A 23,611-nucleotide genomic window follows, 5' to 3' on the forward strand; every position below is an offset into this window, starting at 1 on the left:
CGCGTCAGTCGCCCCAATATGGGGGTAGAAATGACGGTCTACAAGGGTAGGGACAAAGGAACTGGCGTTGTCGCCTGGTTTACGCGGTTCCGGTGCTGGTAGCGCAGATACTTCGGGGCCTTGCCGAACCCATCGCGTGACAAGCCCGCTCCCACAAAAGCACCGAGGCACCAGTGGGAGCGGGCTTGTCCCGCGATAGGGTCAGTGACAGCGCCCGACCAATACCGGCAAAAATACCGCAGTTATCACTCGGGCAGCTAGAGAACCGCGAAGGTTCCCTGTGCCTTGGCCACCAGCTTGTCGCCCTGGAGCACGTCGGCGTCGACCACCAGCGTGCGCCGCCCTGCGTGTATCACCCGGGCGGTGCACAGCACTTCGCCGTCGCTGACAGCGCGCATGTAGTTGATCTTGCATTCGATGGTCACGCTTTGCTGGTCGAAGCCATGGCTGGCCGAGCAGGCCAGGCCCATGGCGATGTCCACCAGGCTGAAGATCGCCCCGCCGTGCAGTTTCTGGCCACGGTTGCGCAGGTGTGGTTCCAGCGCCAGGGCCACCTCGGCAACGCCTGTGTCCAGGCGTTGCAGGCGGCAGCCCAGGAGCTGGCTGAAGGCGCTTTCGACGTATTCCTTCGGGACGTCCATCACTTCTTCTTCAACTGCTTGGCGTTGGCGAACAGCGCGGCCATGGCGTTGTTGGCCGGCGCGGCGGTGGCGGTTTCGCGCGGGCGTGGTGCCTGTTGCGAACGGTTGCCGCCGTTGCCGCGTGGGCCGCCACGGTTGCCTTCGACCTTCTCGCCTGGGGTATCGCTCATGCGCATGGACAGGCCGACGCGCTTGCGCGGGATGTCCACTTCCATGACCTTGACCTTGACCACGTCGCCGGCCTTGACCGCTTCGCGCGGATCCTTGACGAACTTCTCCGACAGCGCCGAGATGTGCACCAGGCCATCCTGGTGCACGCCGATGTCGACGAAGGCGCCGAAGTTGGTGACGTTGGTCACCACGCCTTCGAGGATCATGCCGGGCTCCAGGTCCTTGAGGTCCTCGACGCCATCCTGGAAGGTCGCGGTCTTGAACTCAGGGCGCGGGTCGCGGCCGGGCTTGTCCAGCTCCTGGAGGATGTCGGTGACGGTCGGCAGGCCGAAGGATTCGTCGGTGAATTTCTTCGGGTCGAGGCGCTTGAGGAAGCTGCTGTCGCCGATCAGCGAGCGGATATCGCGGCCGGTGTCGGCGGCGATGCGTTGTACCAGCGGATAGGCTTCGGGGTGCACGGCAGAGGCGTCCAGCGGGTTGTCACCGTTCATCACGCGCAGGAAGCCTGCGGCCTGCTCGAAGGTCTTCTCGCCGAGGCGGCTGACTTTCTTCAGTGCCGCCCGGGTGGCGAACGGGCCGTTGGCGTCGCGGTGGGCGACGATGTTCTGTGCCAGCGTCGCATTGAGGCCGGAGATGCGGGTCAGCAAGGCCACCGAGGCGGTGTTGACGTCCACGCCCACGGCGTTCACGCAGTCCTCGACCACAGCGTCCAGGCCGCGCGCCAATTTCACCTGCGACACATCGTGCTGGTACTGGCCTACCCCGATGGACTTCGGATCGATCTTCACCAGTTCGGCCAGCGGGTCCTGCAGGCGACGGGCAATCGACACCGCGCCGCGGATCGAGACGTCGAGATCGGGGAATTCGCGGGCAGCCAGTTCGGACGCTGAATACACCGAGGCGCCCGCCTCGGAGACCATGATCTTGGTGATCTGCAGTGCCGGGTATTTTTTCACCAGGTCAGCGATCAGTTTGTCGCTTTCGCGGCTGGCGGTGCCGTTGCCGATGGCGATCAGCTCCACCGAATGCTTGGCGCACAGGGCTGCCAGTACGGCGAGGGTGCGGTCCCAGTCGTTCTTCGGTGCGTGCGGGTAGACGGTGGTGTAGTCCAGCAGCTTGCCGGTGGCATCGACTACCGCAACCTTGCAGCCAGTGCGCAGGCCCGGGTCGAAGCCCAGGGTGGCACGCGGGCCGGCGGGGGCGGCCAACAGCAGGTCGTGCAGGTTATGGGCGAAGACGTTGATCGCCTCGCTTTCGGCGTTGTCGCGCAGCTCGCCGAACAGGTCGGTTTCCAGGTGGGTGTAGAGCTTGACCTTCCAGGTCCAGCGCACCACCTCGCCCAGCCATTTGTCGGCCGGGCGGCCGCGGTTCTCGATACCAACGTGGCTGGCGATCATCAGCTCGCAGGGGTGCAGTGTGCCCGGTAGTTCCTCGCCGACCTTGAGCGAGGCGCTCAGTACGCCTTCGTTGCGACCGCGGAAGATCGCCAGGGCGCGGTGCGACGGGGCGTTGCGCAGCAGTTCGTCGTGGGCGAAGTAGTCGCGGAACTTGGCGCCTTCCTCTTCCTTGCCCGGCACCACGCGCGCGGTGAGCACCGCCTCCTGCTTGAGGAAACCGCGCAGTTTGTCGAGCAGGGCGGCGTCTTCGGCGAAGCGCTCCATGAGGATGTACTTGGCGCCTTCGAGGGCGGCCTTGACGTCGGCGACGCCTTTGTCGGCGTCGACGAAGCGCGCGGCTTCGCTTTCAGGGTCGCGCTGCGGGTCGTCGAACAGGCCGTCGGCCAATTCACCCAGGCCGGCTTCCAGGGCGATCTGGCCCTTGGTGCGGCGCTTTTGCTTGTAAGGCAGGTAAAGGTCTTCGAGGCGGGTCTTGGTGTCGGCGAGCTTGATCTCGCGGGCCAGTTCCGGGGTCAGCTTGCCCTGCTCCTCGATGCTGGCCAGGATGCTGGCGCGGCGCTCGTCGAGTTCACGCAGGTAACGCAGGCGCTCTTCCAGGTGGCGCAGTTGCGTATCGTCCAGGCTGCCGGTCACTTCCTTGCGGTAACGGGCGATGAAGGGCACCGTCGAGCCTTCGTCCAACAGGCCCACGGCCGCCTCGACCTGTTGTGGGCGCACGCCCAGTTCCTCGGCGATACGGCTGTTGATGCTGTCCATGAGAACCACCTGACAAATAGTGAATACTAAGGCCGCAGTGGGGGTTCAGGCCCGGCGGCACTGGATGAAAGCCGCGCATTATACCCATCGAGTCCGGCTTGCGGTGATGGCGCTGAGCCATGTGTGTCGAGCGAGAAGTGGCACCCGGGGAAAAATCTGCTAACAATGCACACGGCACGCGTCGCAATGGCTACGCCATAATGCGCGGCGATATCAGAGGAGTTATTGATGACCAGCACCGCAAACATTGCTGAAGGCGAAAAGATTCTCATCGTTGACGACGATCCGGGGCTGAGCAGCCTGCTGGAGCGTTTCTTCACCAGCAAGGGCTTCCGTGCCCGCGCCGTGCCGAACGTCGAGCAGATGGACCGCCTGCTGGCCCGTGAAGTGTTCAACCTGGTGGTGCTCGATCTCATGCTGCCGGGCGAAGACGGCCTCTCCGCCTGCCGCCGCCTGCGCGCGGCGAACAACCAGATCCCGATCATCATGCTCACCGCCAAGGGCGACGAGCTTAGCCGCATCAAGGGCCTTGAACTGGGCGCTGACGATTATCTCGCCAAGCCGTTCAACCCCGACGAGCTGGTCGCGCGGGTCAAGGCCGTGCTGCGGCGCCAGGCTCCGAGCGTTCCTGGCGCCCCGGGCAGCGAGGAAGAAACCGTCACGTTCGGCGACTACGAGCTGTCGTTGGCCACCCGCGAACTCAAGCGCGGCGATGAAGTGCACATGCTCACCACCGGTGAATTCGCCGTGCTCAAGGCTCTGGTCATGCATGCTCGCGAACCGCTGACCCGCGACAAATTGATGAACCTGGCCCGCGGCCGTGAGTGGGATGCCCTGGAGCGCTCCATCGATGTGCAGATCTCGCGTCTGCGCCGCATGATCGAGCCCGATCCATCGAAGCCTCGCTACATCCAGACGGTCTGGGGTGTGGGTTATGTCTTCGTGCCGGACGGAAATGCCGGTAAATGAACCGCTGCCATGACACGGCAGGGCGGCCCGCAAGGGTCGCCCTGTTTTCGTCTGTGGTCCCCGCCTTGCTTGTTCCCGCCGTGCAGTAATCGTCGCCAATGAAAACGCCTCTCTGGTTTCCGCAAAGCTTCTTCGCCCGCACCTTGTGGCTGGTACTGATCGTCGTCCTGTTTTCCAAGGCGCTGACGCTGGTGTACCTGCTGATGAACGAGGACGTTCTGGTCGACCGCCAGTACAGCCACGGTGTGGCGCTGACCTTGCGTGCCTATTGGGCGGCCGATGAAGAGAACCGGGACCAGATCGCCGAGGCGGCCGGTCTGATCCGCGTGACCGGCTCGGGTGTGCCGGAGGGTGAGCAGCACTGGCCGTACAGCGAGATCTACCAGCGCCAGATGCAGGCTGAGCTGGGCGAGGATACCGAGGTACGCCTGCGCATCCATGCGCCGCCGGCACTGTGGGTCAATGCGCCGAGCCTGGGGCCGGGTTGGCTGAAGGTGCCGTTGTATCCGCACCCGTTGCGCGGGCAGAAGATCTGGAACGTGCTCGGTTGGTTCCTGGCCATCGGCCTGCTGTCCACCGCGTCGGCCTGGATCTTCGTGCGCCAGCTCAACCAGCCGCTCAAACGCCTGGTGTTCGCTGCCCGTCAGCTTGGGCAGGGGCGCAGCGTGCGCCTGCCCATCAGCGATACACCCAGCGAGATGACCGAGGTGTACCGTGCGTTCAACCAGATGGCCGAGGATGTCGAGCAGGCCGGGCGCGAGCGCGAGCTCATGCTGGCGGGTGTCTCCCACGACCTGCGTACGCCATTGACCCGGCTACGGCTGTCGCTGTCGCTGATGGGGAACGAAAGTGAGCTCAGCGACGACATGGTGCGCGACATCGAAGACATGGACGCCATTCTCGACCAGTTCCTGGCCTTCATTCGCGATGGCCGCGACGAGCCGGTGGAGGAGGTCGACCTGGGTGATCTGATTCGCGAGGTGGTGGCGCCGTATAACCAGCCCGAAGAGCGCGTGCGCCTGTGCCTGGAGCCTATTCCACCCTTCCCGCTACGGCGCGTGTCGCTCAAGCGCATGCTGGGCAACCTGATCGGCAATGCCCTGCACCATGCGGGCAAGGGCGTCGAGGTGGCGGCTTATGTGTCAGGTGAGCAGGGGGCGCCGTACGTGGTACTCAGCGTGCTGGACCGGGGCACGGGGATCGACGAATCGGAACTGGAGACCATCTTCAATCCGTTCATTCGCGGCGACCGTGCACGTGGGGGCAAGGGCACCGGGCTGGGCCTGGCGATCGTCAAGCGGATCGCCGCCCAGCATGGCGGCAATGTCGAGTTGCGCAACCGCTCCGGTGGCGGGATCGAGGCGCGGGTACGCTTGCCCTTGGGGTTGTTGCTGCCGCGCGATGCCGTGTGAGGTTCTGTGGTCTCTTTATGGCTAAAACCGCGAAGAGACCTACACGATTTCGAATCAACCCTTGCCTTTGGTCCGGGTCTGGTTCGGTCCGCCGTTCTTCTCCAGGTGTTCGATGATCATCCCGGCAACGTTCTTGCCGGTGGTGACTTCGATGCCCTCCAGCCCCGGCGACGAATTCACCTCCATCACCAGCGGGCCATGATTGGAGCGCAGGATATCCACACCAGCCACGCTGAGGCCCATGACCTTGGCCGCGCGAATGGCCGTCATGCGTTCCTCGGGGGTGATCTTGATCAGGCTGGCCACTCCACCGCGGTGCAGGTTGGAGCGGAACTCACCGGGTTTGGCCTGGCGCTTCATCGAGGCGATGACCTTGTCACCAACCACGAAGCAGCGGATGTCGGCGCCGCCAGCCTCCTTGATGTATTCCTGGACCATGATGTTCTGCTTCAGGCCCATGAACGCTTCGATGACCGACTCGGCAGCCTTGGTCGTTTCGCACAGCACCACGCCGATGCCCTGGGTGCCCTCGAGCACCTTGATCACCAGCGGTGCACCATTGACCATCTGGATCAGGTCGGGAATGTCATCCGGCGAGTGAGCGAAACCTGTGATCGGCAGGCCGATGCCGCGGCGTGACAGCAATTGCAAAGAGCGCAGCTTGTCGCGCGAGCGGGCGATGGCCACCGATTCATTGAGCGGGTAGACGCCCATCATCTCGAACTGACGCAGCACTGCGCAGCCATAGAAGGTTACCGAGGCGCCGATACGCGGGATCACTGCATCGAAACCTTCCAGCGGTTTGCCGCGATAGTGGATCTGCGGCTTGTGGCTGGCGATGTTCATGTAGGCGCGCAGGGTATCGATCACGACCATTTCATGGCCGCGCTGGGTGCCGGCTTCGACCAGGCGGCGGGTGGAATACAGACGCGGGTTGCGCGAAAGCACGGCGATCTTCATGCAGCACCTGTGACAGGGGAGAGAGTGGCCGGGAAGGCCGGTTTGTCCTGAACGTACTTGAGGCCGGGGTTGACGACCAGTTGACCGTGGACCAAGGCTTTCGATCCAAGTAACAACCGATAGCGCATGCTCTTGCGGCAAGCCAGGGTGAATTCCACTTCCCAGACCCGGTCGCCCAATGCCAGTGGCGTTCGGATCACATAGCGGGTCTGGGCATGGCCGTTGGAGCTCTTGATGGTTTTCATGGTCACCAGAGGCGCTTCGCAGCGGCGATGACGCAGTTGCACTACAGAACCCAGGTGCGCGGTGAAACGTACCCAGGACTGGCCGTCGCGCTCGAAGGGTTCGATGTCGGTGGCGTGCAGGCTGGAGGTGCTGGCGCCGGTGTCGATCTTGGCCCGAAGCCCGGCGAGACCGAGGTCGGGCAGGGCGATCCACTCGCGCAGGCCGATCACTGTCAGATGGTCAAATGTTTTCACGAAGCACACCCTGCGAATGAGGTGGTGAACTGTAAGCATGGCGCGGACTTTTTGCATCCGACAGTTACGGTAGTACAGTTCCGTTAAAGACAGAATTCTAGGTAGAGGGATGGCACAGAAAGCGGAAGACGACGACAAGGTCCGCCTGGACAAATGGCTGTGGGCGGCGCGCTTCTACAAGACGCGTGCGCTGGCCAAGGCGGCGATCGAGAGCGGCAAGGTGCATTGCCGTGGTGAGCGCTGCAAACCGGGCAAGGAACCGCGGGTAGGTGACGAGTTCGTGCTGCGCACCGGTTTCGACGAGAAGACCGTGGTGGTCAAGGCGCTGTCGGTGGTGCGTCGTGGGGCGCCCGAGGCGCAGACCCTCTACGAGGAAACCGCCGACAGCGTGAAGCGCCGCGAGCAGGCCGCCGAACTGCGCAAGGCCGGGGCGATGGGTGTGACCACCGACGGCCGGCCGAACAAGAAGCAACGGCGGCAGATCCACCAACTGCATGGCAGTTTCGAGTAGACCTGCGCCGTCAGTTGCGCTTAGAAGGCTGTACGCATCACGCTCATGCGCCCGATCAGCGGCAGCTTGCCGAGTACCCTGAACAGCGGTGAGGTCCAGCGCACCAGTGCCGCGCTGGCCTTGGCCGCGAGAGGTGTATGCACGGTCCAGCCCAGAGCCAGTAATGCCATCCCCAGACCACCGATGTAGTCATCCTGCCCCCAGTGCGCACCAGCAACCAGACGCGGCAGCATGAACAGCACGGCCAGCCCCCAGATCACCAGGCTTTGCACCAGCCGGCGACTGAACAGACTCATGAACAGCGCCCAGAGGAGCAGTACCGAGGCGTGATCGCCCGGGAAGCTCTTGCTGGAACGGTCCTTCAGTTCCCAGTGGGCTTCAAGGTTCGGGTAGTAGTGGCTCAGGCGCACGGCGTCGTCGAATACGATCGACGGGCTGTCATGCTGCCATCCGGATGCATCCACCCACTTGGAAAACAGCGCGCGAACCACCACTAAGAGGAGCAGGCTGACGAAAAAGCCGAAGAATGCCTGCCGTACCTGCACGGCCTTGAACACCCAGTCGCCCTTGATCAGCAGCAGGAGCAGGATCAGACCGACGACGATGTCGAAGGGGCGCAGGCTGCCCAAGGTCCAGATGTAGCGCCAGGTGGTGCTGTCTGCCAGTGGGCCGTTGAGTGCACGGAATAGCCACTCGTCGAAAGTCAGGAACAGGATCTGGCCAAACGGCCACAACCAGAAACACAGTAGAGCGATCGGCAGTAAAGTGCAGGCTGCCAGAGGTCCCCAGGACCACTTTTCTTGGAACAGTGGTCGATTATCCATAAAATACCTCAATTGCCAGCTGAATTTCCGCGCGTCGTGCGCGCTTTAACACGGGCCTTTGTAGGCTCCTGTAATCATTTTGTCACTCTTTTCAGAATTTTCAGATAGCCAAAACCATGAGCGATTTACCGGATACCGATTTCACCCAACGCTTCCTGTTCGAAGAGCGCGATGTGCGCGGCGAATGGGTCGAGCTCGACAAGAGCTACAGCGAAGTGCTTGCCCGTCACCCTTATCCGCAGCCGGTTGCCGCTCTGCTGGGTGAGCTGATGGCTGCCACCTCGCTGCTGGTCGGCGCACTCAAGTTCGATGGCCTGCTGATCCTGCAGGCGCGCTCGCAAGGGCCAATCCCGCTGCTGATGGTGGAGTGCTCGGGCGAGCGCGACATCCGCGGCATGGCGCGTTACGAGGCCGAGCAGATCGCGACTGACGCGACCCTGGCCGACCTGATGCCTGGTGGTCACCTCACGCTGACCATCGACCCGGTCAAGGGCCAGCGCTACCAAGGCACCGTTGAGCTCGATGGCGCCAACCTGTCCGAATGCTTCACCAACTACTTCGTGCAATCCCAGCAGCTCAACACGCGCTTCTGGCTCGACACCTCGACGGGCAAAGCCCGTGGCCTGCTGCTGCAGCAGTTGCCGGTCGACCGCCAGCGTGATGAAGAAGAGCGCGAAGACAGCTGGCAACACGTCGTGGCCATGGCCAGCACGCTGAAGCCCGAAGAGTGGGCCGAAGGCAACGAAACCCTCCTGCACCGCCTCTATCACGAGGACGCCGTACGCCTCTTCGACATCGAGCCACTGCGCTTTCACTGCAGCTGCTCGCGTGAGCGTTCCGGCAACGCCCTGGTCAGCCTCGGCGAGGCGGATGCCAAGGCGCTGGTGGAGGAATGCGGTGGCCAGGTCGAGATCGATTGCCAGTTCTGCAACGAGCGGTATTTCTTCGATGCCAGCGATGTAGCGCAATTGTTTGCGGGTGGTGGCACGGACGAGGCGTCAGAAACTCGCCACTGAAACGCTTCACTACAGGAGATGCTCCTGTCTAATTGCGTGAAAGCGCAGTTACGACAGGAGGGGCCTACTTTTTTTGGGCGTTTCTGGCATAATCCGGCCACTTTTTTCGCTGTAGTAGTTTGAAACAGGCCACTACAAAACGTTTGGAGCACTCGGCCTCGGGCCGGATGGGGTATCTCATGACGCAAGCCAACAACACCGTGTACACCGACCTGACCGTCGACGAGCTGGTAAAACATGCGCTGCAACGCGGTGAAGGCGTGCTGGCCGATACTGGCGCACTGGTCGTGGAAACCGGTCACCGTACTGGCCGTTCGCCCGCTGACCGTTTCATCGTCGATGAACCGAGCACCTCTGCCGCCATCGCCTGGGGCCCGATCAACCGCAAGTTCCCGGCCGACAAGTTCGATGCCCTGTGGGACCGCGTCGAGGCGTTCAACAACGCCCAGGAACACTTCGTCTCCTACGTTCATGTCGGTGCCGCGGCCGAGCACTACCTGCCGGTCAAGATGACCACCCAGACCGCCTGGCAGAACCTGTTCGGCCGTTGCCTGTTCATCAATCCGGAAAAAGGCCAGTTCAACCCGGCCGGCCGCGACCAGTGGCAGATCCTCAACGTCGCCAACTTCGAGTGCGTTCCAGAGCGTGACGGCACCAACTCCGATGGTTGCGTGATCCTCAACTTCGCCCAGAAGAAAGTGCTGATCGCTGGCATGCGCTACGCCGGCGAAATGAAGAAGGCCATGTTCTCGGTACAGAACTTCCTGCTGCCGGAAGTCGACGTGCTGCCGATGCACTGCGCGGCCAACATCGGCGAAGACGGCGATGTGACCCTGTTCTTCGGCCTGTCCGGTACTGGCAAGACCACCCTCTCCGCCGACGAAAGCCGTTACCTGATCGGTGACGACGAGCACGGTTGGGGCGAAGGTGTCGTCTTCAACATGGAAGGTGGTTGCTACGCCAAGTGCATCGACCTGTCCGAGAAGAACGAGCCGGTCATCTGGAAAGCCATCAAGCATGGCGCGGTGCTGGAAAACGTCGTCATCGACGAAGCCGGCCACGCCGACTACACCAATGTCAGCCTGACCCAGAACAGCCGTGCCGCCTACCCACTGGAGCACGTCGCCAAGCGTGCCGAAGCCAACCTGGGTGGCGAGCCTAACGCGGTCATCTTCCTGACCTGCGACCTGACCGGCGTTCTGCCTCCGGTGTCGATCCTGAACAACGAGCAGGCGGCCTACCACTTCCTGTCGGGCTACACCGCGCTGGTCGGTTCCACCGAAATGGGTTCGGGCGGCGGCATCAAGTCGACCTTCTCCACCTGCTTCGGCGCGCCGTTCTTCGCCCGTCCTGCAGGCGAATACGCCGAGCTGCTGATCAAGCGTATCAACGGCTTCAACTCCAAGGTTTACCTGGTCAACACCGGCTGGACCGGCGGTGGCTACGGTGTTGGCAAGCGCTTCAGCATCCCGACCACCCGTGGCGTGATCGCCGCGATCCAGAGCGGTGCTCTGGTCGGTGCTGAAACCGAGCACCTGGACATCATCAACCTGGACGTACCGAAGTTCGTTCCAGGCGTCGATACCGAGCTGCTCAACCCGCGCGCCACCTGGGCTGACAAGGCCGCTTACGACGAGGCCGCCAAAGGCCTGGCCAAGCTGTTCATCGAAAACTTCAAGAAGTTCGAAGTTTCCGACGCCATCAAGGCCGCTGGCCCGCAGCTGTAAGCTGTACTGCCCGCAGTGAAAAGCCGCCCTTCGGGGCGGCTTTTTCATGTCTGGCGAGCGAGCACTGTGTTTGCGGCTATGGTTTTCCAGACCAGATGTGGGAAGCTCCCCTTTCCTGCCACCCGCCTTGGATACCCCATGACCGAGACCATCCAACGCAGCGCCTTTTCTCATTTCCACCCCATCCTCACGCGTCCACAGGACAACGACCACAACGGCCACCTTGGCGGTTCCACGGTGCATGCCTTCTTCGAGACGGCCATTCAGGCATTTCTCGTCGAGCAGGCCGAGCTGGACCTGCGCGACGGTGAGCTGGCCGGGTTCGTGGTCAGTTCTGCCGCGGATTTCTATGCCTTGCCCGGGTTTCCCGATGTGCTGGAGGTTGGCCTGGGAGTAACCCGGCTTGCTGGCAGCACAGTGGAGTTTCGCCTGGCGTTGTACCGGCCGGGCGAGGTCGAGCCCTGTGCGGCGGGCACCGTGGTGCAGGTGTTCATCGAACGCAGCACGGGGCAACCGGCAGTGCTGCCGGAAACCCTGCAACTGATCCTGGCGGGGCTGTCGCTCAATCGTTGAGGCGGATGATCCCCTCGCGCACGGCAAACAGCACCAACCCTGGAACATCGTGGATCTGCAGGCGGTGCATGATCTGCGAGCGATGGGCCTCGATGGTCTTGATGCTCAGCCCCAGCCCATCGGCGATGGAGCGGGTGCTCTCGCCGCGAGCGATCAGGCGCAGGACTTCCAGCTGACGCGTGGTCAGCGGCGCTTGTGCGGGGCTGGGCGGACGTTTACGACTGTGCTTGAGGGCCTGCCCGATGACCATTGGCAACACTGTCGAGGAAAGGTATTGTCCGCCGCTGCGCAAGGTCTGCAAGGCCTGCTCGAATTCTGCGACGGTGGCGCTCTTGAGCAGGAAGCCCTGGGCGCCGAGTTGCAGGCAACTCATCACATGCTCCAGTTCCGAGCGGGTCGAGAGCATCAGCACGCGTGTGGCCGGAACCCGGATGAACAGCTCCTGCAACACCTGCTGACAATCCAGCGCATCGCTGTTCATATCGAGCACGACGATCTCCGGCCGCAGCTTCTCCGCCAGCGCCACGGCGCTCATGCCGTCGTTGGTGTCTCCGACCACGGCATATTCCTTCTTCTGTTCGAGCAGGGCGCGCAGGCCGGCGCGGAAAAGTGGCGAGTCGTCGGCAAGCAGGATTCGGCAGGGCATGGGTCAAGGCCTGTTTCGCAAGGGATGGGGGGCGGCAGGCCTGCTCGATCCACAAGCGCACTGCCGCGCGGGGGCGCGACCAGTCCTTGTCTGCCGTTCGATGCGGCAGTGCTATTCATCATAGGCGTTCGAACACCGACGGCAGTAGTGGCCGCAGGGGCAGATCCAGGCCGTGGATGCTTTCGCTGTGGCCGATCATCAGCAGTCCGCCCGGACGCAGGTGAGGCATCAGGCGCAGCAGGACATCGGCCTTGCATCGCGCGTCGAAGCCCGCGAGCAGGTTGCGTAGCAGGATCACATCGAACTCGCCCAGATCGGTCGGCAATGGCTTGATCAGGTTGATTGTCTCGAAGCGTACCCGTTCGCGCAGGCCCGGTGCGATACGTAGACGACCGGCTGCTTCGTCGGCGCCACACAGGCAATGGCGGTCCAGCCAGCCATGGGGAAAGTAGCGGGCCTGGGCGATGTCGTAGACACCGGCCTCAGCCTGTCGCAGCAGTGCGCTGTCGTAGTCGCTGGCGAGCACCTGCCAGCCGGCGGATGTGCTTTGTTGCGCGACCATGGCCAGGCTCCAGGCTTCTTCGCCACTGGCACAGGCCGCACTCCACAGGCGCGCAGGATGAGCAAGTGTGGGAAGCCAGCGCAGCAACTGTTCGAAGTGGCGGTGCTCGCGAAAGAAGTAGGTGTCCCGGGCGATGAGCAGGTGCAGCAGGTGCGTCTGTTCGCTGGGGTGTGCATCGATCAGGTCGAGGTAGGCCTCGAAGCTCGCCAGCCGGTGTAACCGCAAGCGTGCATGCAGCCGATGGGCGACCACGTTCTGGCGATCGTCTGCCAGTTGCAGGCCGGTGGCCTGGGAAACCCGCTGGCGGATGCGCTGGAAGCAGGCGTGGTCGAGGCGTGGCGGGCGCGTATCGTCCGTCATCCTTCTGCTTCCCCGGCGTCGGGCTGGCGTATTGGATCGACGAGGCTCGTGCGCATTCCCTGCGTCCCCTGTTGTGATGGCGGTGGGAAATGATAGCTAGTGGCTAGTTGCCTCCATATCGGGGTGTCCCTTAAGCCCTCGACCTGCCAGAATGCAAAGGCCCCGCCGGGTGAGGGCGGGGCCTTAGGCATCAGGCGTAGGTGAATGGACGCCGATCAGTCACGCCAGTGGCGCTTGTGCTTGCGATGGCCATAGTGATGGCCGTTGTCCCAATGGCGACGGTCGTCGCCACGGCGGTAACGCCGGTCACGATCGCGGTCGTGACGGTCGTCTTCGTCGGCCTTGTTGCCCATGTAGTTGCCGAGCGCACCGCCGGCACCGCCACCTGCGGCTGCGCCGATCAGGCTACCGGTGCTGCCGCCAACCTGGCGGCCGACGACGTTACCGCCCGCCGCGCCCAGGGCACCACCAATGGCGGCTTCACCACGCTGGCGCTTGTCGGCACCGACGGCACTGCCCGCCGCACCACCCAGGCCCGCGCCAATGGCCGAGCCGGTGTTGCCGCCGATGGACTGGCCGACCACCGAGCCCAGTACCCCACCCAATGCGCCGCCAATGCCGGCCTCGGTGGTGCCGCCTGCCATGGCAACGCCGCTGAGCAGACCAAAAGACAACAACAGAATCGAGGAGTACTTCTTCATCAAGAGAGCCTCAGAGGGATGACGAGGCGAAATTTGAGGCTCGGCGAAGCGGCTGGCAATGGAAATCCGACGAGTAGCACGAGTTGTACACAATTTCCTAACTTGCTGATTTGGCTATGAAACTTTATTCGTTTTTGTCGGTCTCAGGTTACTTGAGACAACAAAAAGCCCCGGTTACTACGCCGGGGCTTTTTGTTTTCTGGTCGGCCGTCAGCGCGGGACGGTCCGCGCCTTTCAGATGATACGCCCGTTCCCGCGCGCCGCCTCGAGCTTGATGGCGATGAACTTCGAGGTTGGCGTGTGGCTGCCGTCGCCGATGCTCTCCAGCGGAACCAGCGGATTCACCTCGGGGTAGTAGGCGGCTGCCTGCCCCGCCGGAATGTCGAAAGCCAGCAGGGTGAAACCCTCCACCCGACGCACATGCTCATCGCCCCACAACGACACGATGTCGACCTTCTGCCCTGGCTGGAAGCCCAGGCGAATGATGTCGGCCTCGTTGGCGAACAGCACTTCGCGCTGGCCGCGCACGCCGCGGTAGCGGTCGTCCAGGCCATAGATGGTGGTGTTGTACTGATCGTGCGAACGCATCGACTGCATGATCAGGTCAGGCACCTGGCCGCTGGCGCGCACGCGTTCGTCGAGCAGGGTGTCGGGCAGCAGGTTGGGCTTGAAGTTGGCGCGGCCGCTCGCGGTCTTCCACTGGCGGCTGCCTGCGCTGTTGCCCAGGTAGAAACCACCCGGCAGGTTCAGGCGCTGGTTGAAGTCGGCAAAACCGGGGATGGTATCGGCGATGAGGTCGCGGATCCGATCATAGTCGGCCACTACCCAGTTCCAGTCCACAGGATGGTTGCCCAGGGTGGCGGCGGCGATGCCTGCGACTACCGCAGGTTCCGAGCGCATCTGCTTGGACAGCGCGCGCAACTGGCCGTTGGAGGCGTGGACCATGCTGAACGAGTCTTCCACCGTGACCGCCTGCGGGCCTTCGGCCTGCAGGTCGATATCGGTGCGGCCCAGGCACGGCAGGATCAATGCCTGCTGGCCATGGATCAGGTGGCTGCGGTTGAGCTTGGTGCTGATGTGCACGGTCAGCGCACAGTTGCGCAGGGCCTGGGCGGTGCGCTCGGTATCCGGGGTGGCCTGGGCGAAGTTGCCGCCCAATCCGATGAACACCTTGGCCCGGCCTTCGAGCATGGCGTGGATCGCCTCGACCGTGTTGTGACCATTGCTGCGTGGCACCGGGAAGCCGAAGCGCTTCTCGATGGCATCGAGCAGGGCTACCGGCGGGCGCTCGTTGATGCCCATGGTGCGGTCGCCCTGTACGTTGCTGTGGCCGCGTACCGGGCACAGGCCGGCGCCAGGCACACCGATGTTGCCGCGCAGCAGCATCAGGTTGACGATTTCCTGGATGGTCGGCACCGAGTGGCGGTGCTGGGTGATCCCCATCGCCCAGCACATGATCACGCGTTTGCCTTTGCAGTACATGCGTGCCGACAACTCGATATCGTCGAGGGTCAGGCCTGACTGTTCGACGATCTGCTCCCACGGCGTGGCATCGACCACCGCCAGGTACTCGTTCACGCCTTGGCCGTGCTCGGCGATGAACACATGATCGAAGATCGCCGGCTCGCCATTGGCTTGAGCCTCACGCTCCCACTGCAGCAGGAACTTGGCCATGCCGCGCAGCAACGCCATGTCGCCACCCAGTGCCGGGCGGAAGAATGCGGTATTGGTCGGCCGGTCGCTGTTGAGCAACATCTCCAGTGGATGTTGCGGGTGCTGGAAGCGTTCCAGGCCGCGCTCCTTGAGCGGGTTGACGCAGACCACCTGGGCGCCGCGCTTCACGGCATCGCGCAGCGGGTCGAGCATGCGTGGATGGTTGGTGCCGGGGTTCTGGCCCAGGACGAAGATCGCGTCGGCATGTTCGAAGTCGTCGTAGGTGACGGTACCCTTGCCGACGCCGACGCTTTGCCCCAGGGCCACGCCGCTGGCCTCGTGGCACATGTTCGAGCAGTCAGGGAAGTTGTTGGTGCCGAAGGCGCGCACGAACAGTTGGTACAGGTACGCCGCCTCGTTGCTGGCCCGCCCGGAGGTATAGAACTCGGCCTGGTCTGGTGACTCCAGCGCCTTGAGGTGGCTGGCGATCAGCTCGAAGGCTGCATCCCAGGCAATCGGCTGGTAACGGTCGCTGGCCGGGTCATAGACCATCGGCTCGGTCAGGCGGCCCTGGTACTCGAGCCAGTAGTCGCTCTGCTCGAGCAGCGCACTGACGCTGTAGCGAGCGAAGAAGGCAGCGTCGACGCGACGCTTGGTGGCCTCCCAGTTGACGGCCTTGGCGCCGTTCTCGCAGAACTTGACCATGCCGCTCTCGGGCGAGTCGCCCCAGGCGCAGCCAGGGCAGTCGAAGCCGCCGTTCTGGTTGGTCTTGAGGAGTGCACGCAGGTTCTTCAGCGCGTTGTCGCTGCCGACCCAGGCCTTGGCCACGCTGCGCAATGCGCCCCAGCCGCCGGCTGGGCCGTGGTAGGGCTTGTAGCGTGGGGTGGAAGCGGGGGCGTTGTCTGGAAGTTTCTCGAAGGAGGTCACGGCTTTTACGACTCCGCCGCTGGGCTGAATACCCGCGGTGCACTGTGTTTGGGCAGATGGATGAGGTTGAGGTTGTGCTTGCGTGCCCATTGCAGGGCAAGGCCGGTCGGTGCCGACAGGCTGACCAGGGTCTGGATGCCGGCACGCAGGACTTTCTGGATCAGCTCCAGGCTGCAGCGGCTGGTGACGATGGCCAGGCCGCCGTGGGTGTCGATGCGCTGGCGCAGCAGGGCACCGATCAGCTTGTCGAGGGCGTTGTGCCGGCCGATGTCTTCGCGGCCCAGCAGCAGTTCGCCGTGGCGGTCCATGAACAGCGCCGCATGAACAGCGCCGCAGTGCTGGCCCAGAGGCTGGAAGGCGTCGATGCGCTGGCGCAGGTCCTTGAGCCATTCCACCGGCGGCAGGGGCGCGCCGGGTAGAGCCTCGAGTTCGGGCAACGCCTGCTCCAGGGCCTCGACGCCACACAGGCCGCAGCCGCTGGTGCCGGCCAACTGGCGGCGCTGGTTCTTGAGGTTCCAGAACGCACGGCTGGAGATCTCGAGGTCGGCATACAGCGCCGAACCACTACCGGAGAGCTTCAGGTCGTAGATGTCTTCAGTGCTGGAAACGATGCCGCTGCCAATGCTGAAGCCAACGGCGAAGTCTTCCAGATCGGTCGGGCTGACCAGCATCACCGCCTGGTTGAGGCCGTTGTAGACGATCGCCAGGGCGACTTCTTCGGCCAGGGGCGTGCTGTCGCTCGCCTGGTCGGAGAGCTGTACGTAGTCGTAGGTGTTGCTGGCGGCAGGCAGTGACAGGGGCGTTGATGCCGCGCAGACCGGGGGCTTGCTGTTCATCGGGGCGGATCACCGGCGGCTTTTTACTTGCACAAGCCTAGGCTTGTGGGCGCGCCGCGTCTAATCGCTAGGGTCGATGCCGTGATAGACCGCGTCGATTGGTCGCAGTGGAGCGGGGTAGGGATTCCTGGCCTAGACTCTCAGGTTCCGAGGAATCATCAACAAGGAGCGCGTCATGAGCCTGTTCAGTTTCGTGAAGGAAGCCGGCGAGAAGTTGATCGATCTGCTGACCCCCGGCAATGCCAATGCCGAGGAGCAGTTGAAGAAGCACGTGGAGAGCGTGGGCCTGGGCAATCCGAACATTTCGGCCACCGTAGAGGGTGACAAGGTCATCCTCAAGGGCGAGGTGGCGAGTCAGGAGGAGAAGGAGAAGATCATCCTGGCGGCAGGCAACATCGCCGGGGTGGCTTCGGTGGATGACCAGATCACCGTCATCGGGCCGGTGGCGCAGGCGGCCCGGTTCGTCACGGTGAAGAAGGGCGACACCCTGAGTGCGATCGCCAAGGCCGAGTATGGCGATGCCAGCAAATACCAGAAGATCTTCGAGGCCAACAAGCCGTTGTTGTCACATCCGGACAAGATCTATCCGGGGCAGGTGCTGCGTATTCCTGACTGAGGATCGGTGTTGCGCTCATCGCGGGCTTGTCCCGCGATGAGGCCCTCAAAGCCCCAGCAACAACTCCCGGTAATCCTCGACCGCCGCAAATTCCTGCGTATCGCGCACATCCGCCCGGCTATCGGGCTGGCGCACTGCCAGCAGATGCCTCACCCCGAACCGCTGCGCACTGCGCAGGATCGCCAGGGTGTCGTCGATGAACAGGCTGCGCGCGGGCTCGAAGCCGATATCGGCGCGCAGGGCATCCCAGAACTGCGGGCTCTCTTTCGGGTAGCCGTAGTCGTGCGAGCTGATCAGCCGTTCGAAATACGGCGCAAGCTGCACCTTCTCGAGCTTCAGCGACAGTGAGTCGCGGTGGGCGTTGGTGATCATCACCACGCGCTTGCCAGCCTTGCCGATGGCGGCAAGAAAGGTGTCGGCGTCCGGACGCAGGGCAATCAGGTCGGCGATCTCGCGCTTGAGTTCGCGGATCGGCAGGCGCAGTTCGCGGCTCCAGAAGTCCAGGCAATACCAGTTCAGGGTGCCAGCATGGCGCTCGAACAGCGGTCGCAGCTCCAGCTCGGCCATCGCGCGGCTTACGCCATGCAGCTCGGCGTAGCGCTGGGGCAGGTGTTCGAGCCAGAAGCGGTTGTCGTAGTGCAGGTCGAGCAGGGTGCCGTCCATGTCCAGCAGGACGGTATCGATGGCGGACCAGGGCAGAACAGGCATTGGAAATTCTCGATCGGTCGGCAAGCCACGGTATAGTAACCCGTTCACGCCAAGGAGCCGCACCCATGCGCCAGAAACCCACTGTCCTCAGTCGCGAGATCGTCGCCAGCAGCCGCCTGTTCCGGGTCGAAGCGGTGCAGTTGCGCTTCTCCAATGGCAACGAGCGCACCTACGAGCGTCTGGTCGGTCGAGGCAACGGTTATGGGGCGGTGATGATCGTGGCCATGCTCGACGCCGAGCATGCGGTGCTGGTCGAGGAGTACTGCGGCGGCACCGACGAATACGAGCTGTCGCTGCCCAAGGGCCTGATCGAGCCGGGCGAGGACGTACTGGCCGCCGCTGATCGTGAGCTCAAGGAAGAAGCCGGTTTCGGCGCACGGCAACTGGAGCACCTCACCGAGCTGTCGCTGTCGCCCGGCTACATGAGCCAGAAGATCCAGGTGGTGCTGGCCAGCGACCTTTACGAAGAGCGCCTGGAAGGCGATGAGCCCGAGCCGATGCGCGTCGACAAGGTCAACCTGCGCGAACTATCGGCCCTGGCCATGCACCCGCAATTCAGCGAAGGGCGAGCGCTGGCAGCGTTGTACCTGGCCCGTGACCTGCTGATCCAGCGGGGGCTGCTGAGCGCATGAACGACCTGCAACTGATGCACGAAGTGGTGAAACTGGCGCAACTGGCGGGCGAGGCGATCCTGCCGTTCTGGCGCTCTGGCGTCGCAGTCACCAACAAGGCCGATGAGTCGCCGGTGACGGCTGCCGACCTGGCCGCCCACCGGATCATCGCCGACGGCCTGCAGGTGCTGGCACCGCAGATTCCGGTGTTGTCCGAGGAAGACTGCAACATCCCGCTGGCCACCCGCGAGGGTTGGTCGCGTTGGTGGCTGGTCGATCCGCTGGATGGCACCAAGGAGTTCATCGCCGGCAGCGAGGAATTCACCGTCAACATTGCCCTGATCGAGCGCGGCGAGGTGGTGTTTGGCGTGGTGTCGATGCCGACCAGTGGCCGCTGTTACTTCGGTGGTCGTGATCTGGGTGCATGGCGTGCAGAGCTACAGGCAGAGCCTCAGCCGATTCACGTGCGCAACGCGCCACCTGCCGATGGCCGTTTCACCGTGGTTGCCAGCCGCCGCCATACCAGCCCCGAGCAGGAAGCCTTGCTGGCTGGGCTCGGTGCCGAGGTTGGCGCGTTGGAACTGGCCAATATCGGCAGCTCGCTGAAGTTCTGCCTGCTGGCCGAGGGCGCTGCCGATTTCTACCCGCGCCTGGCGCCGACCTCGCAGTGGGATACCGCGGCGGCGCAGGGGGTAGTCGAAGGCGCAGGGGGCGAGGTGATCGGGCTGGATGGCCAGGCGTTCCGTTACCCGGCGCGGGAGTCGCTGCTCAATCCGTTCTTCCTCGCGCTGCCGGCCAAGGCGCCCTGGCGGCAAAATGTCATTGCAGCGGCTATCGGGCAGTAACTACCGAAGCCGCCTCGCTCCTCGCCTGATCAGCGGTGCAGCACATACTGCCCGCTGAATCTCACTGCCGCCTCTTCACTCCCCGCATTGCTCACCAACGTCTCCAGTGTCAGGCGCGCCCGGCCGCGGCGCTGGTACATCGTCAGGAAGCGCTCCCAGGCCTTTTCGTCCGGTGCCGGGCAGCGTGCTACCGCTACACCGGTCACGGGCAACGGGTAGCTGATCTGCCCCTCCTGAATGACGATATGCCCGTCATCGAACCCCAGCTCGCGCAGACGCAGGTGCAGCCAGCCCCAGCCGACCAGTACGGCGGCGCAGTAGAGGCTGCCGCCGAACATGGTGCTCTTGTGATTGACGTTGGGCGCCAGCGGCAATTGCAGACGCAGGCACTGCTCGCGCCAGTCGATGACTTGCATGCCCATTTCCCGCGTCAGCGGTATATCGCTGTGCAGGACTGCCTGCAGGTACTGGCTGTCGGTGGTCATGGCCGCGGCTCCTCGTGATCGTCATGGCTGTTGCCGTCGGCGAAGCTCAGGCCGTGCTTGCGCAGCTTGTCGTGCAACGTTTTACGCGGGATGCCAAGGGCTTCGGCCAGGCTACGCATGGAACTGTGCGGCTGGTTCAGCTCGGCGGCGATCAGCGAACGCTCGAACTGCTCGACCTGCTCGCTGAGGTTGCCGACACGTGCCGGTTCGGCGCTGTCGGTGGCAGAGGGCGCCTGGCCGTCCAGGGCCAGCTCCAGGCCAAGGGCGAAGCGCTCTGCCGCGTTTTGCAGTTCGCGTACGTTGCCTGGCCATTCGTGACGCAACAGCATGGCCCGCTGCGCCGGTTGCAGGGTATGCGGTGCCAGGCCGTGACGTTGGCTGGCGGCATCGGCGAAGTGCTGGAACAGCACCAGGATGTCGTCACCGCGTTCGCGCAGCGCCGGGATGCGCAGCGGTGCGACGTTCAGGCGGTAGTAGAGGTCGGCGCGGAAACGCCCTTGATCGGCCGACTGACGCAGGTCTTCCTTGGTCGCGGCGATCACGCGGATGTCCAGCGGTATCAGTTGGTTGCCGCCCAGGCGCTCGACCACGCGCTCCTGCAGCAGACGCAGCAGCTTGACCTGCACGTCCAGGCTCATGCTCTCGATTTCGTCGAGGAACAGCGTGCCACCGTTGGCGAACTCGAACTTGCCGATACGGCGCTTCTGCGCGCCGGTGAAGGCGCCGGGCTCATGGCCGAACAGCTCGCTCTCGACCACTGACTCGGCCAGGGCGCCGGCGTTGATGGCCACGAACGGGCCGTCGCGACGGCTCGACAGGTCGTGCAGGGCACGCGCGACCACCTCCTTGCCAGCGCCGGTCTCGCCAAGGATCAGCACGTCGGCACGGGTGCCTGCCAAGGCGCCGATCTGTTCGCGCAGGCGCTGCATCAAGGGTGAATGGCCGACCAACCGTGTCGACAACTGCTGGCGATCGCTCAGGGCCAGGCGCAGGCTGCGGTTGTCCAGCACCAGGCGACGCAGTGCCAGGGCCCGGCGCACGCTGTCGAGCAGGGCATCGCTGGCGAAGGGTTTTTCCAGGAAGTCATAGGCCCCGGCACGCATCGCCTGTACTGCCAGCGGCACATCGCCGTGGCCGGTGATCAGCAACACAGGCAGTTCGCTGTCCCGTGTGTGCAGTTGCTCCAGCAGTTGCAGGCCGTCGATACCGGGCATGCGGATATCGCTGACCACCACGCCAGGCCAGTCGGGCTCGATGCGCTCGGCCAGGCCCTGGGCGTCGGCCAGGGCGGCAACCTTGAGGCCTGCCAGGTCCAGAGTCTGGCTCAGGGCCTGGCGCAGGTGCGGATCGTCATCGACCAGGATGACCTGGGTTTGACTGTCGATCAGTGTCTCGGTCATGCCGAGGAATCCTCCGAAGGTTTCAGGTTGGCGCCGGGGGCTGCGATGCGCAGTTGCAGGGTGAGCAGGGCGCCCCCTTCCGGGTGGTTGCCCATCAGCAACTCGCCACCGAGCGCACGCATCAGGCTTTCGCAGATCGCCAGGCCCAGGCCAAGACCCTGGGTACGGGTCTTGGTGGTGAAGAAGGGTTCCTTGGCATGCTCCAGCGCTTGCCGGGTAAAGCCCGGGCCGTTGTCGCGAATGTACAGGTAGACGCAGTCGTCGCGCGTCTCGGCACTCAGCCAGAGGCGGCGTGGGTTGGCTTTTTCGGTGAGTGCGTCAAGGGCGTTGGCCAGCAGGTTGCCGAGCACTTGGCGCAGGCGGGTTTCACCGGCCTGGACCCACAGGGTGGCGTCCGGCAGATCGCGGATCAGTTCTACCGCCATCGCCCGACGGCGCTTGGCCAGCAATGCCAGGGCATCGTCCAGCGCCGGTTGCAGGGCCACGCTTTCCGGGGCATGCCGGTCGCGGCGGGCAAAGGCGCGCAGGTGGGCGATGATCGAGGCCATGCGTCCGGTCAGTTCGCCGATCAGCTTGAGGTTGCCACGGGCATCCTCGGTGCGCTGGTGATCGAGCAGGATCTCGGCGTTCTCGGCGTAGCTGCGGATCGCCGCCAGCGGTTGGTTGAGTTCGTGGCTGATGCTCGCCGACATGGTGCCAAGCACCGACAGCTTGCCGGCCTGGACCAGCTCGTCCTGGGCGCGTACCAGTTCCTGCTGTGCCTGCTCGCGCTCCAGCACTTCGTTCTTCAGGCGGTTGTTCAGCCATTCGAGGTCGGCGGTGCGCGCCACCACGCGGTTTTCCAGTTCCTGGCGGCCACGGGCCTCCAGTTCGATGCGGTCCATGTAGTGGCGGCGGCGCTGCATCACCAGCCCGGCCAGGAGCATGGTTACCAGCAACGCGCCGGCGCCGATGGCCATGACGGTCTGCACCGAGCGATCGACCAGGATACGCGGCGCAAGGATGCTCACCTGCCAGCCGGTCTCCTTGATATCGCGGGTCTGGGTCAGCCAGGCCTCGGGCTCCAGGCGCAGTGGTTGCGGGGCCTGGGTTGGGTAAGGCTGGATTGCGATCATCGCCTTGCGTTCTGCTTCGCTCAGTACACGGGTGGCGCGGAAACGCCACTCCGGGCGCGAGGTGAGCACCACCACGCCGTACTGGTCGGTCAGCAGCAATTGTTCCGGGGTGCGTCCCCAGAGGGTTTCGGTGTGATCGAGGTCGACCTTGACCACCAGCACGCCGATTACTCGTTCACCGTCACGCACCGCGGCTGCGAAGAAGTAGCCGCGCTTGGCGGACGTGGTGCCCTGGCCGAAGAAGCGGCCCAGCCGTCCTTCCATCGCTTCGATGAAGTACGGGCGGAAGGCGAAGTTGCGGCCGACGAAGCTGTCGCGCTTGTCCCAGTTGGAGGCCGCCAGGGTATTGCCGCTGACGTCCATCAGGTACATCACTTCGGCGCCGGTCTGCTGGGTGATCTCGCGCAACAGGCGATTGGCGTTGGTCACCGCCTCCAGCCTGAACGGGTCGGCCAGCACGCCACGCAGGGCCGGCAAATCGCCGAGGATCTGTGGCAGGGTTTCGTAGCGGTGCAGGGTGCCGAGCAGGTTGGCGACATAGAGGTCGAGGGTCTGGCGGTTCTGCGAGGCCAGTTGGTCCTGGTAGTAGCGCTCGGCAAGATGATGCAGCGGCCACAGCAGCGGAGCCAGGCACAGGGCCAGCAGGGCCAGGCTGCGCCAGCGGGGTCGTTGCGAAGTGATTGAAGTCGAGGTCATCGCCAAGTGCGCCA

At 64.0% G+C, this 23,611-nt stretch carries 23 protein-coding genes; 9 read left to right on the top strand and 14 right to left on the bottom strand.

From position 1 onward, the window contains the following. Positions 1-257 precede the first annotated feature (257 nt). Both AB688_RS03530 and AB688_RS03535 read right to left on the bottom strand, forming a co-directional pair. The gene (locus AB688_RS03530; RefSeq protein ID WP_054891671.1) at positions 258-641 is read right to left on the bottom strand and encodes a PaaI family thioesterase; all 384 of its coding nucleotides are present in this window, start codon (positions 639-641) and stop codon (positions 258-260) included. Then, positions 641-2,965: a Tex family protein gene (locus AB688_RS03535; protein ID WP_063542218.1), complete on the bottom strand. Its 2,325-nt coding sequence runs from the start codon at positions 2,963-2,965 to the stop codon at positions 641-643. Before AB688_RS03535 ends, AB688_RS03530 begins: the two co-directional genes overlap by 1 nt. Positions 2,966-3,193: 228 nt before the next feature. Between AB688_RS03535 and ompR the strand changes: the two genes are divergently transcribed. After that, entirely contained in the window at positions 3,194-3,934 is a 741-nt protein-coding gene (gene ompR, locus AB688_RS03540; protein ID WP_054891673.1) for a two-component system response regulator OmpR, read from the top strand. Between the two features lie 98 nt (positions 3,935-4,032). Continuing rightward, positions 4,033-5,346: an ATP-binding protein gene (locus AB688_RS03545; protein WP_063542220.1), complete on the top strand. Its 1,314-nt coding sequence runs from the start codon at positions 4,033-4,035 to the stop codon at positions 5,344-5,346. 54 nt (positions 5,347-5,400) lie between these two features. On the opposite strand, the gene rimK is transcribed toward AB688_RS03545, so the two are convergent. Together rimK and AB688_RS03555 are read right to left on the bottom strand one after the other, a co-directional pair. After that, on the bottom strand, positions 5,401-6,306 hold the full coding sequence (gene rimK / locus AB688_RS03550; protein WP_015268602.1) for a 30S ribosomal protein S6--L-glutamate ligase: 906 nt from the start codon (positions 6,304-6,306) through the stop codon (positions 5,401-5,403). Continuing rightward, the gene (locus tag AB688_RS03555; protein WP_063542222.1) at positions 6,303-6,785 is read right to left on the bottom strand and encodes an ATP-dependent zinc protease; all 483 of its coding nucleotides are present in this window, start codon (positions 6,783-6,785) and stop codon (positions 6,303-6,305) included. Before AB688_RS03555 ends, rimK begins: the two co-directional genes overlap by 4 nt. 109 nt (positions 6,786-6,894) lie before the next feature. Between AB688_RS03555 and AB688_RS03560 the strand changes: the two genes are divergently transcribed. Further along, positions 6,895-7,296, top strand: coding sequence for an RNA-binding S4 domain-containing protein (locus AB688_RS03560; protein ID WP_054891676.1), 402 nt, complete (start codon positions 6,895-6,897; stop codon positions 7,294-7,296). A gap of 20 nt (positions 7,297-7,316) precedes the next feature. Here the strand turns inward: AB688_RS03560 and AB688_RS03565 are convergent, their stop codons facing one another. Further along, positions 7,317-8,120: a phosphatase PAP2 family protein gene (locus tag AB688_RS03565; RefSeq protein WP_063542224.1), complete on the bottom strand. Its 804-nt coding sequence runs from the start codon at positions 8,118-8,120 to the stop codon at positions 7,317-7,319. 116 nt (positions 8,121-8,236) lie between these two features. On the opposite strand from AB688_RS03565, the gene hslO reads away from it, so the two are divergent. The 3 genes from hslO to AB688_RS03580 all read left to right on the top strand — a co-directional run bounded on the left by hslO (position 8,237) and on the right by AB688_RS03580 (position 11,436). Beyond that, entirely contained in the window at positions 8,237-9,136 is a 900-nt protein-coding gene (gene hslO, locus AB688_RS03570; protein ID WP_063542226.1) for an Hsp33 family molecular chaperone HslO, read from the top strand. Between the two features lie 179 nt (positions 9,137-9,315). Next, the gene (locus tag AB688_RS03575) at positions 9,316-10,863 is read left to right on the top strand and encodes a phosphoenolpyruvate carboxykinase (protein ID WP_054891679.1); all 1,548 of its coding nucleotides are present in this window, start codon (positions 9,316-9,318) and stop codon (positions 10,861-10,863) included. A 138-nt stretch (positions 10,864-11,001) separates the two neighbouring features. Further along, complete coding sequence (locus AB688_RS03580) at positions 11,002-11,436, top strand: acyl-CoA thioesterase (RefSeq protein ID WP_063542228.1); 435 nt, start codon at positions 11,002-11,004, stop codon at positions 11,434-11,436. On the opposite strand, the gene AB688_RS03585 is transcribed toward AB688_RS03580, so the two are convergent. The 5 genes from AB688_RS03585 to fdhD all read right to left on the bottom strand — a co-directional run bounded on the left by AB688_RS03585 (position 11,426) and on the right by fdhD (position 17,121). Then, entirely contained in the window at positions 11,426-12,082 is a 657-nt protein-coding gene (locus AB688_RS03585; RefSeq protein ID WP_063542230.1) for a response regulator, read from the bottom strand. The genes AB688_RS03580 and AB688_RS03585 overlap by 11 nt on opposite strands. Positions 12,083-12,200: 118 nt before the next feature. Further along, a complete protein-coding gene (locus tag AB688_RS03590; protein WP_063542232.1) occupies positions 12,201-13,004 on the bottom strand; it encodes a CheR family methyltransferase in 804 nt (267 codons plus the stop codon). A 215-nt stretch (positions 13,005-13,219) separates the two neighbouring features. Next, the gene (locus tag AB688_RS03595) at positions 13,220-13,705 is read right to left on the bottom strand and encodes a YMGG-like glycine zipper-containing protein (RefSeq protein WP_054891683.1); all 486 of its coding nucleotides are present in this window, start codon (positions 13,703-13,705) and stop codon (positions 13,220-13,222) included. A gap of 234 nt (positions 13,706-13,939) precedes the next feature. Beyond that, positions 13,940-16,285, bottom strand: coding sequence for an FdhF/YdeP family oxidoreductase (locus AB688_RS03600; protein ID WP_063542234.1), 2,346 nt, complete (start codon positions 16,283-16,285; stop codon positions 13,940-13,942). 5 nt (positions 16,286-16,290) lie between these two features. Next, entirely contained in the window at positions 16,291-17,121 is an 831-nt protein-coding gene (gene fdhD / locus AB688_RS03605) for a formate dehydrogenase accessory sulfurtransferase FdhD (RefSeq protein ID WP_063542236.1), read from the bottom strand. Between the two features lie 175 nt (positions 17,122-17,296). Between fdhD and lysM the strand changes: the two genes are divergently transcribed. Further along, complete coding sequence (lysM, locus tag AB688_RS03610; RefSeq protein WP_063542238.1) at positions 17,297-17,737, top strand: peptidoglycan-binding protein LysM; 441 nt, start codon at positions 17,297-17,299, stop codon at positions 17,735-17,737. A 45-nt stretch (positions 17,738-17,782) separates the two neighbouring features. Here lysM and yrfG read toward each other — a convergent pair whose 3' ends face one another. Then, complete coding sequence (yrfG, locus tag AB688_RS03615; protein WP_054891687.1) at positions 17,783-18,445, bottom strand: GMP/IMP nucleotidase; 663 nt, start codon at positions 18,443-18,445, stop codon at positions 17,783-17,785. A 65-nt stretch (positions 18,446-18,510) separates the two neighbouring features. On the opposite strand from yrfG, the gene nudE reads away from it, so the two are divergent. After that, a complete protein-coding gene (gene nudE, locus AB688_RS03620) occupies positions 18,511-19,077 on the top strand; it encodes an ADP compounds hydrolase NudE (RefSeq protein WP_054891688.1) in 567 nt (188 codons plus the stop codon). Continuing rightward, a complete protein-coding gene (gene cysQ, locus AB688_RS03625; protein WP_063542240.1) occupies positions 19,074-19,901 on the top strand; it encodes a 3'(2'),5'-bisphosphate nucleotidase CysQ in 828 nt (275 codons plus the stop codon). Before nudE ends, cysQ begins: the two co-directional genes overlap by 4 nt. Before the next feature lie 29 nt (positions 19,902-19,930). Here cysQ and AB688_RS03630 read toward each other — a convergent pair whose 3' ends face one another. Genes AB688_RS03630 through AB688_RS03640 form a run of 3 tightly spaced genes read right to left on the bottom strand, consistent with a single transcriptional unit; the run spans position 19,931 to position 23,597 of the window. Continuing rightward, positions 19,931-20,386 (bottom strand): YiiD C-terminal domain-containing protein, encoded by a 456-nt coding sequence (locus AB688_RS03630; RefSeq protein ID WP_063542242.1) that lies wholly within the window; start codon positions 20,384-20,386, stop codon positions 19,931-19,933. After that, a complete protein-coding gene (locus AB688_RS03635) occupies positions 20,383-21,786 on the bottom strand; it encodes a sigma-54-dependent transcriptional regulator (protein ID WP_063542244.1) in 1,404 nt (467 codons plus the stop codon). Before AB688_RS03635 ends, AB688_RS03630 begins: the two co-directional genes overlap by 4 nt. Further along, the gene (locus AB688_RS03640; RefSeq protein WP_054891730.1) at positions 21,783-23,597 is read right to left on the bottom strand and encodes a sensor histidine kinase; all 1,815 of its coding nucleotides are present in this window, start codon (positions 23,595-23,597) and stop codon (positions 21,783-21,785) included. The genes AB688_RS03635 and AB688_RS03640 overlap by 4 nt, the downstream gene beginning before the upstream one ends. Positions 23,598-23,611 lie beyond the last annotated feature (14 nt).

It is taken from the genome of Pseudomonas putida (assembly GCF_001636055.1).
GTDB lineage: Bacteria > Pseudomonadota > Gammaproteobacteria > Pseudomonadales > Pseudomonadaceae > Aquipseudomonas > Aquipseudomonas machongensis.

Excerpts from the sequence above, each read along its gene's own strand:
- AB688_RS03530 (WP_054891671.1), bottom strand. The coding sequence starts at position 641 with ATGGACGTCCCGAAGGAATACGTCGAAAGCGCCTTCAGCCAGCTCCTG.
- AB688_RS03535 (WP_063542218.1), bottom strand. The coding sequence starts at position 2,965 with ATGGACAGCATCAACAGCCGTATCGCCGAGGAACTGGGCGTGCGCCCA.
- ompR (WP_054891673.1), top strand. The coding sequence starts at position 3,194 with ATGACCAGCACCGCAAACATTGCTGAAGGCGAAAAGATTCTCATCGTT.
- AB688_RS03545 (WP_063542220.1), top strand. The coding sequence starts at position 4,033 with ATGAAAACGCCTCTCTGGTTTCCGCAAAGCTTCTTCGCCCGCACCTTG.
- rimK (WP_015268602.1), bottom strand. The coding sequence starts at position 6,306 with ATGAAGATCGCCGTGCTTTCGCGCAACCCGCGTCTGTATTCCACCCGC.
- AB688_RS03560 (WP_054891676.1), top strand. The coding sequence starts at position 6,895 with ATGGCACAGAAAGCGGAAGACGACGACAAGGTCCGCCTGGACAAATGG.
- AB688_RS03565 (WP_063542224.1), bottom strand. The coding sequence starts at position 8,120 with ATGGATAATCGACCACTGTTCCAAGAAAAGTGGTCCTGGGGACCTCTG.
- hslO (WP_063542226.1), top strand. The coding sequence starts at position 8,237 with ATGAGCGATTTACCGGATACCGATTTCACCCAACGCTTCCTGTTCGAA.
- AB688_RS03575 (WP_054891679.1), top strand. The coding sequence starts at position 9,316 with ATGACGCAAGCCAACAACACCGTGTACACCGACCTGACCGTCGACGAG.
- AB688_RS03580 (WP_063542228.1), top strand. The coding sequence starts at position 11,002 with ATGACCGAGACCATCCAACGCAGCGCCTTTTCTCATTTCCACCCCATC.
- AB688_RS03585 (WP_063542230.1), bottom strand. The coding sequence starts at position 12,082 with ATGCCCTGCCGAATCCTGCTTGCCGACGACTCGCCACTTTTCCGCGCC.
- AB688_RS03590 (WP_063542232.1), bottom strand. The coding sequence starts at position 13,004 with ATGACGGACGATACGCGCCCGCCACGCCTCGACCACGCCTGCTTCCAG.
- AB688_RS03595 (WP_054891683.1), bottom strand. The coding sequence starts at position 13,705 with ATGAAGAAGTACTCCTCGATTCTGTTGTTGTCTTTTGGTCTGCTCAGC.
- fdhD (WP_063542236.1), bottom strand. The coding sequence starts at position 17,121 with ATGAACAGCAAGCCCCCGGTCTGCGCGGCATCAACGCCCCTGTCACTG.
- lysM (WP_063542238.1), top strand. The coding sequence starts at position 17,297 with ATGAGCCTGTTCAGTTTCGTGAAGGAAGCCGGCGAGAAGTTGATCGAT.
- yrfG (WP_054891687.1), bottom strand. The coding sequence starts at position 18,445 with ATGCCTGTTCTGCCCTGGTCCGCCATCGATACCGTCCTGCTGGACATG.
- nudE (WP_054891688.1), top strand. The coding sequence starts at position 18,511 with ATGCGCCAGAAACCCACTGTCCTCAGTCGCGAGATCGTCGCCAGCAGC.
- cysQ (WP_063542240.1), top strand. The coding sequence starts at position 19,074 with ATGAACGACCTGCAACTGATGCACGAAGTGGTGAAACTGGCGCAACTG.
- AB688_RS03630 (WP_063542242.1), bottom strand. The coding sequence starts at position 20,386 with ATGACCACCGACAGCCAGTACCTGCAGGCAGTCCTGCACAGCGATATA.
- AB688_RS03635 (WP_063542244.1), bottom strand. The coding sequence starts at position 21,786 with ATGACCGAGACACTGATCGACAGTCAAACCCAGGTCATCCTGGTCGAT.
- AB688_RS03640 (WP_054891730.1), bottom strand. The coding sequence starts at position 23,597 with ATGACCTCGACTTCAATCACTTCGCAACGACCCCGCTGGCGCAGCCTG.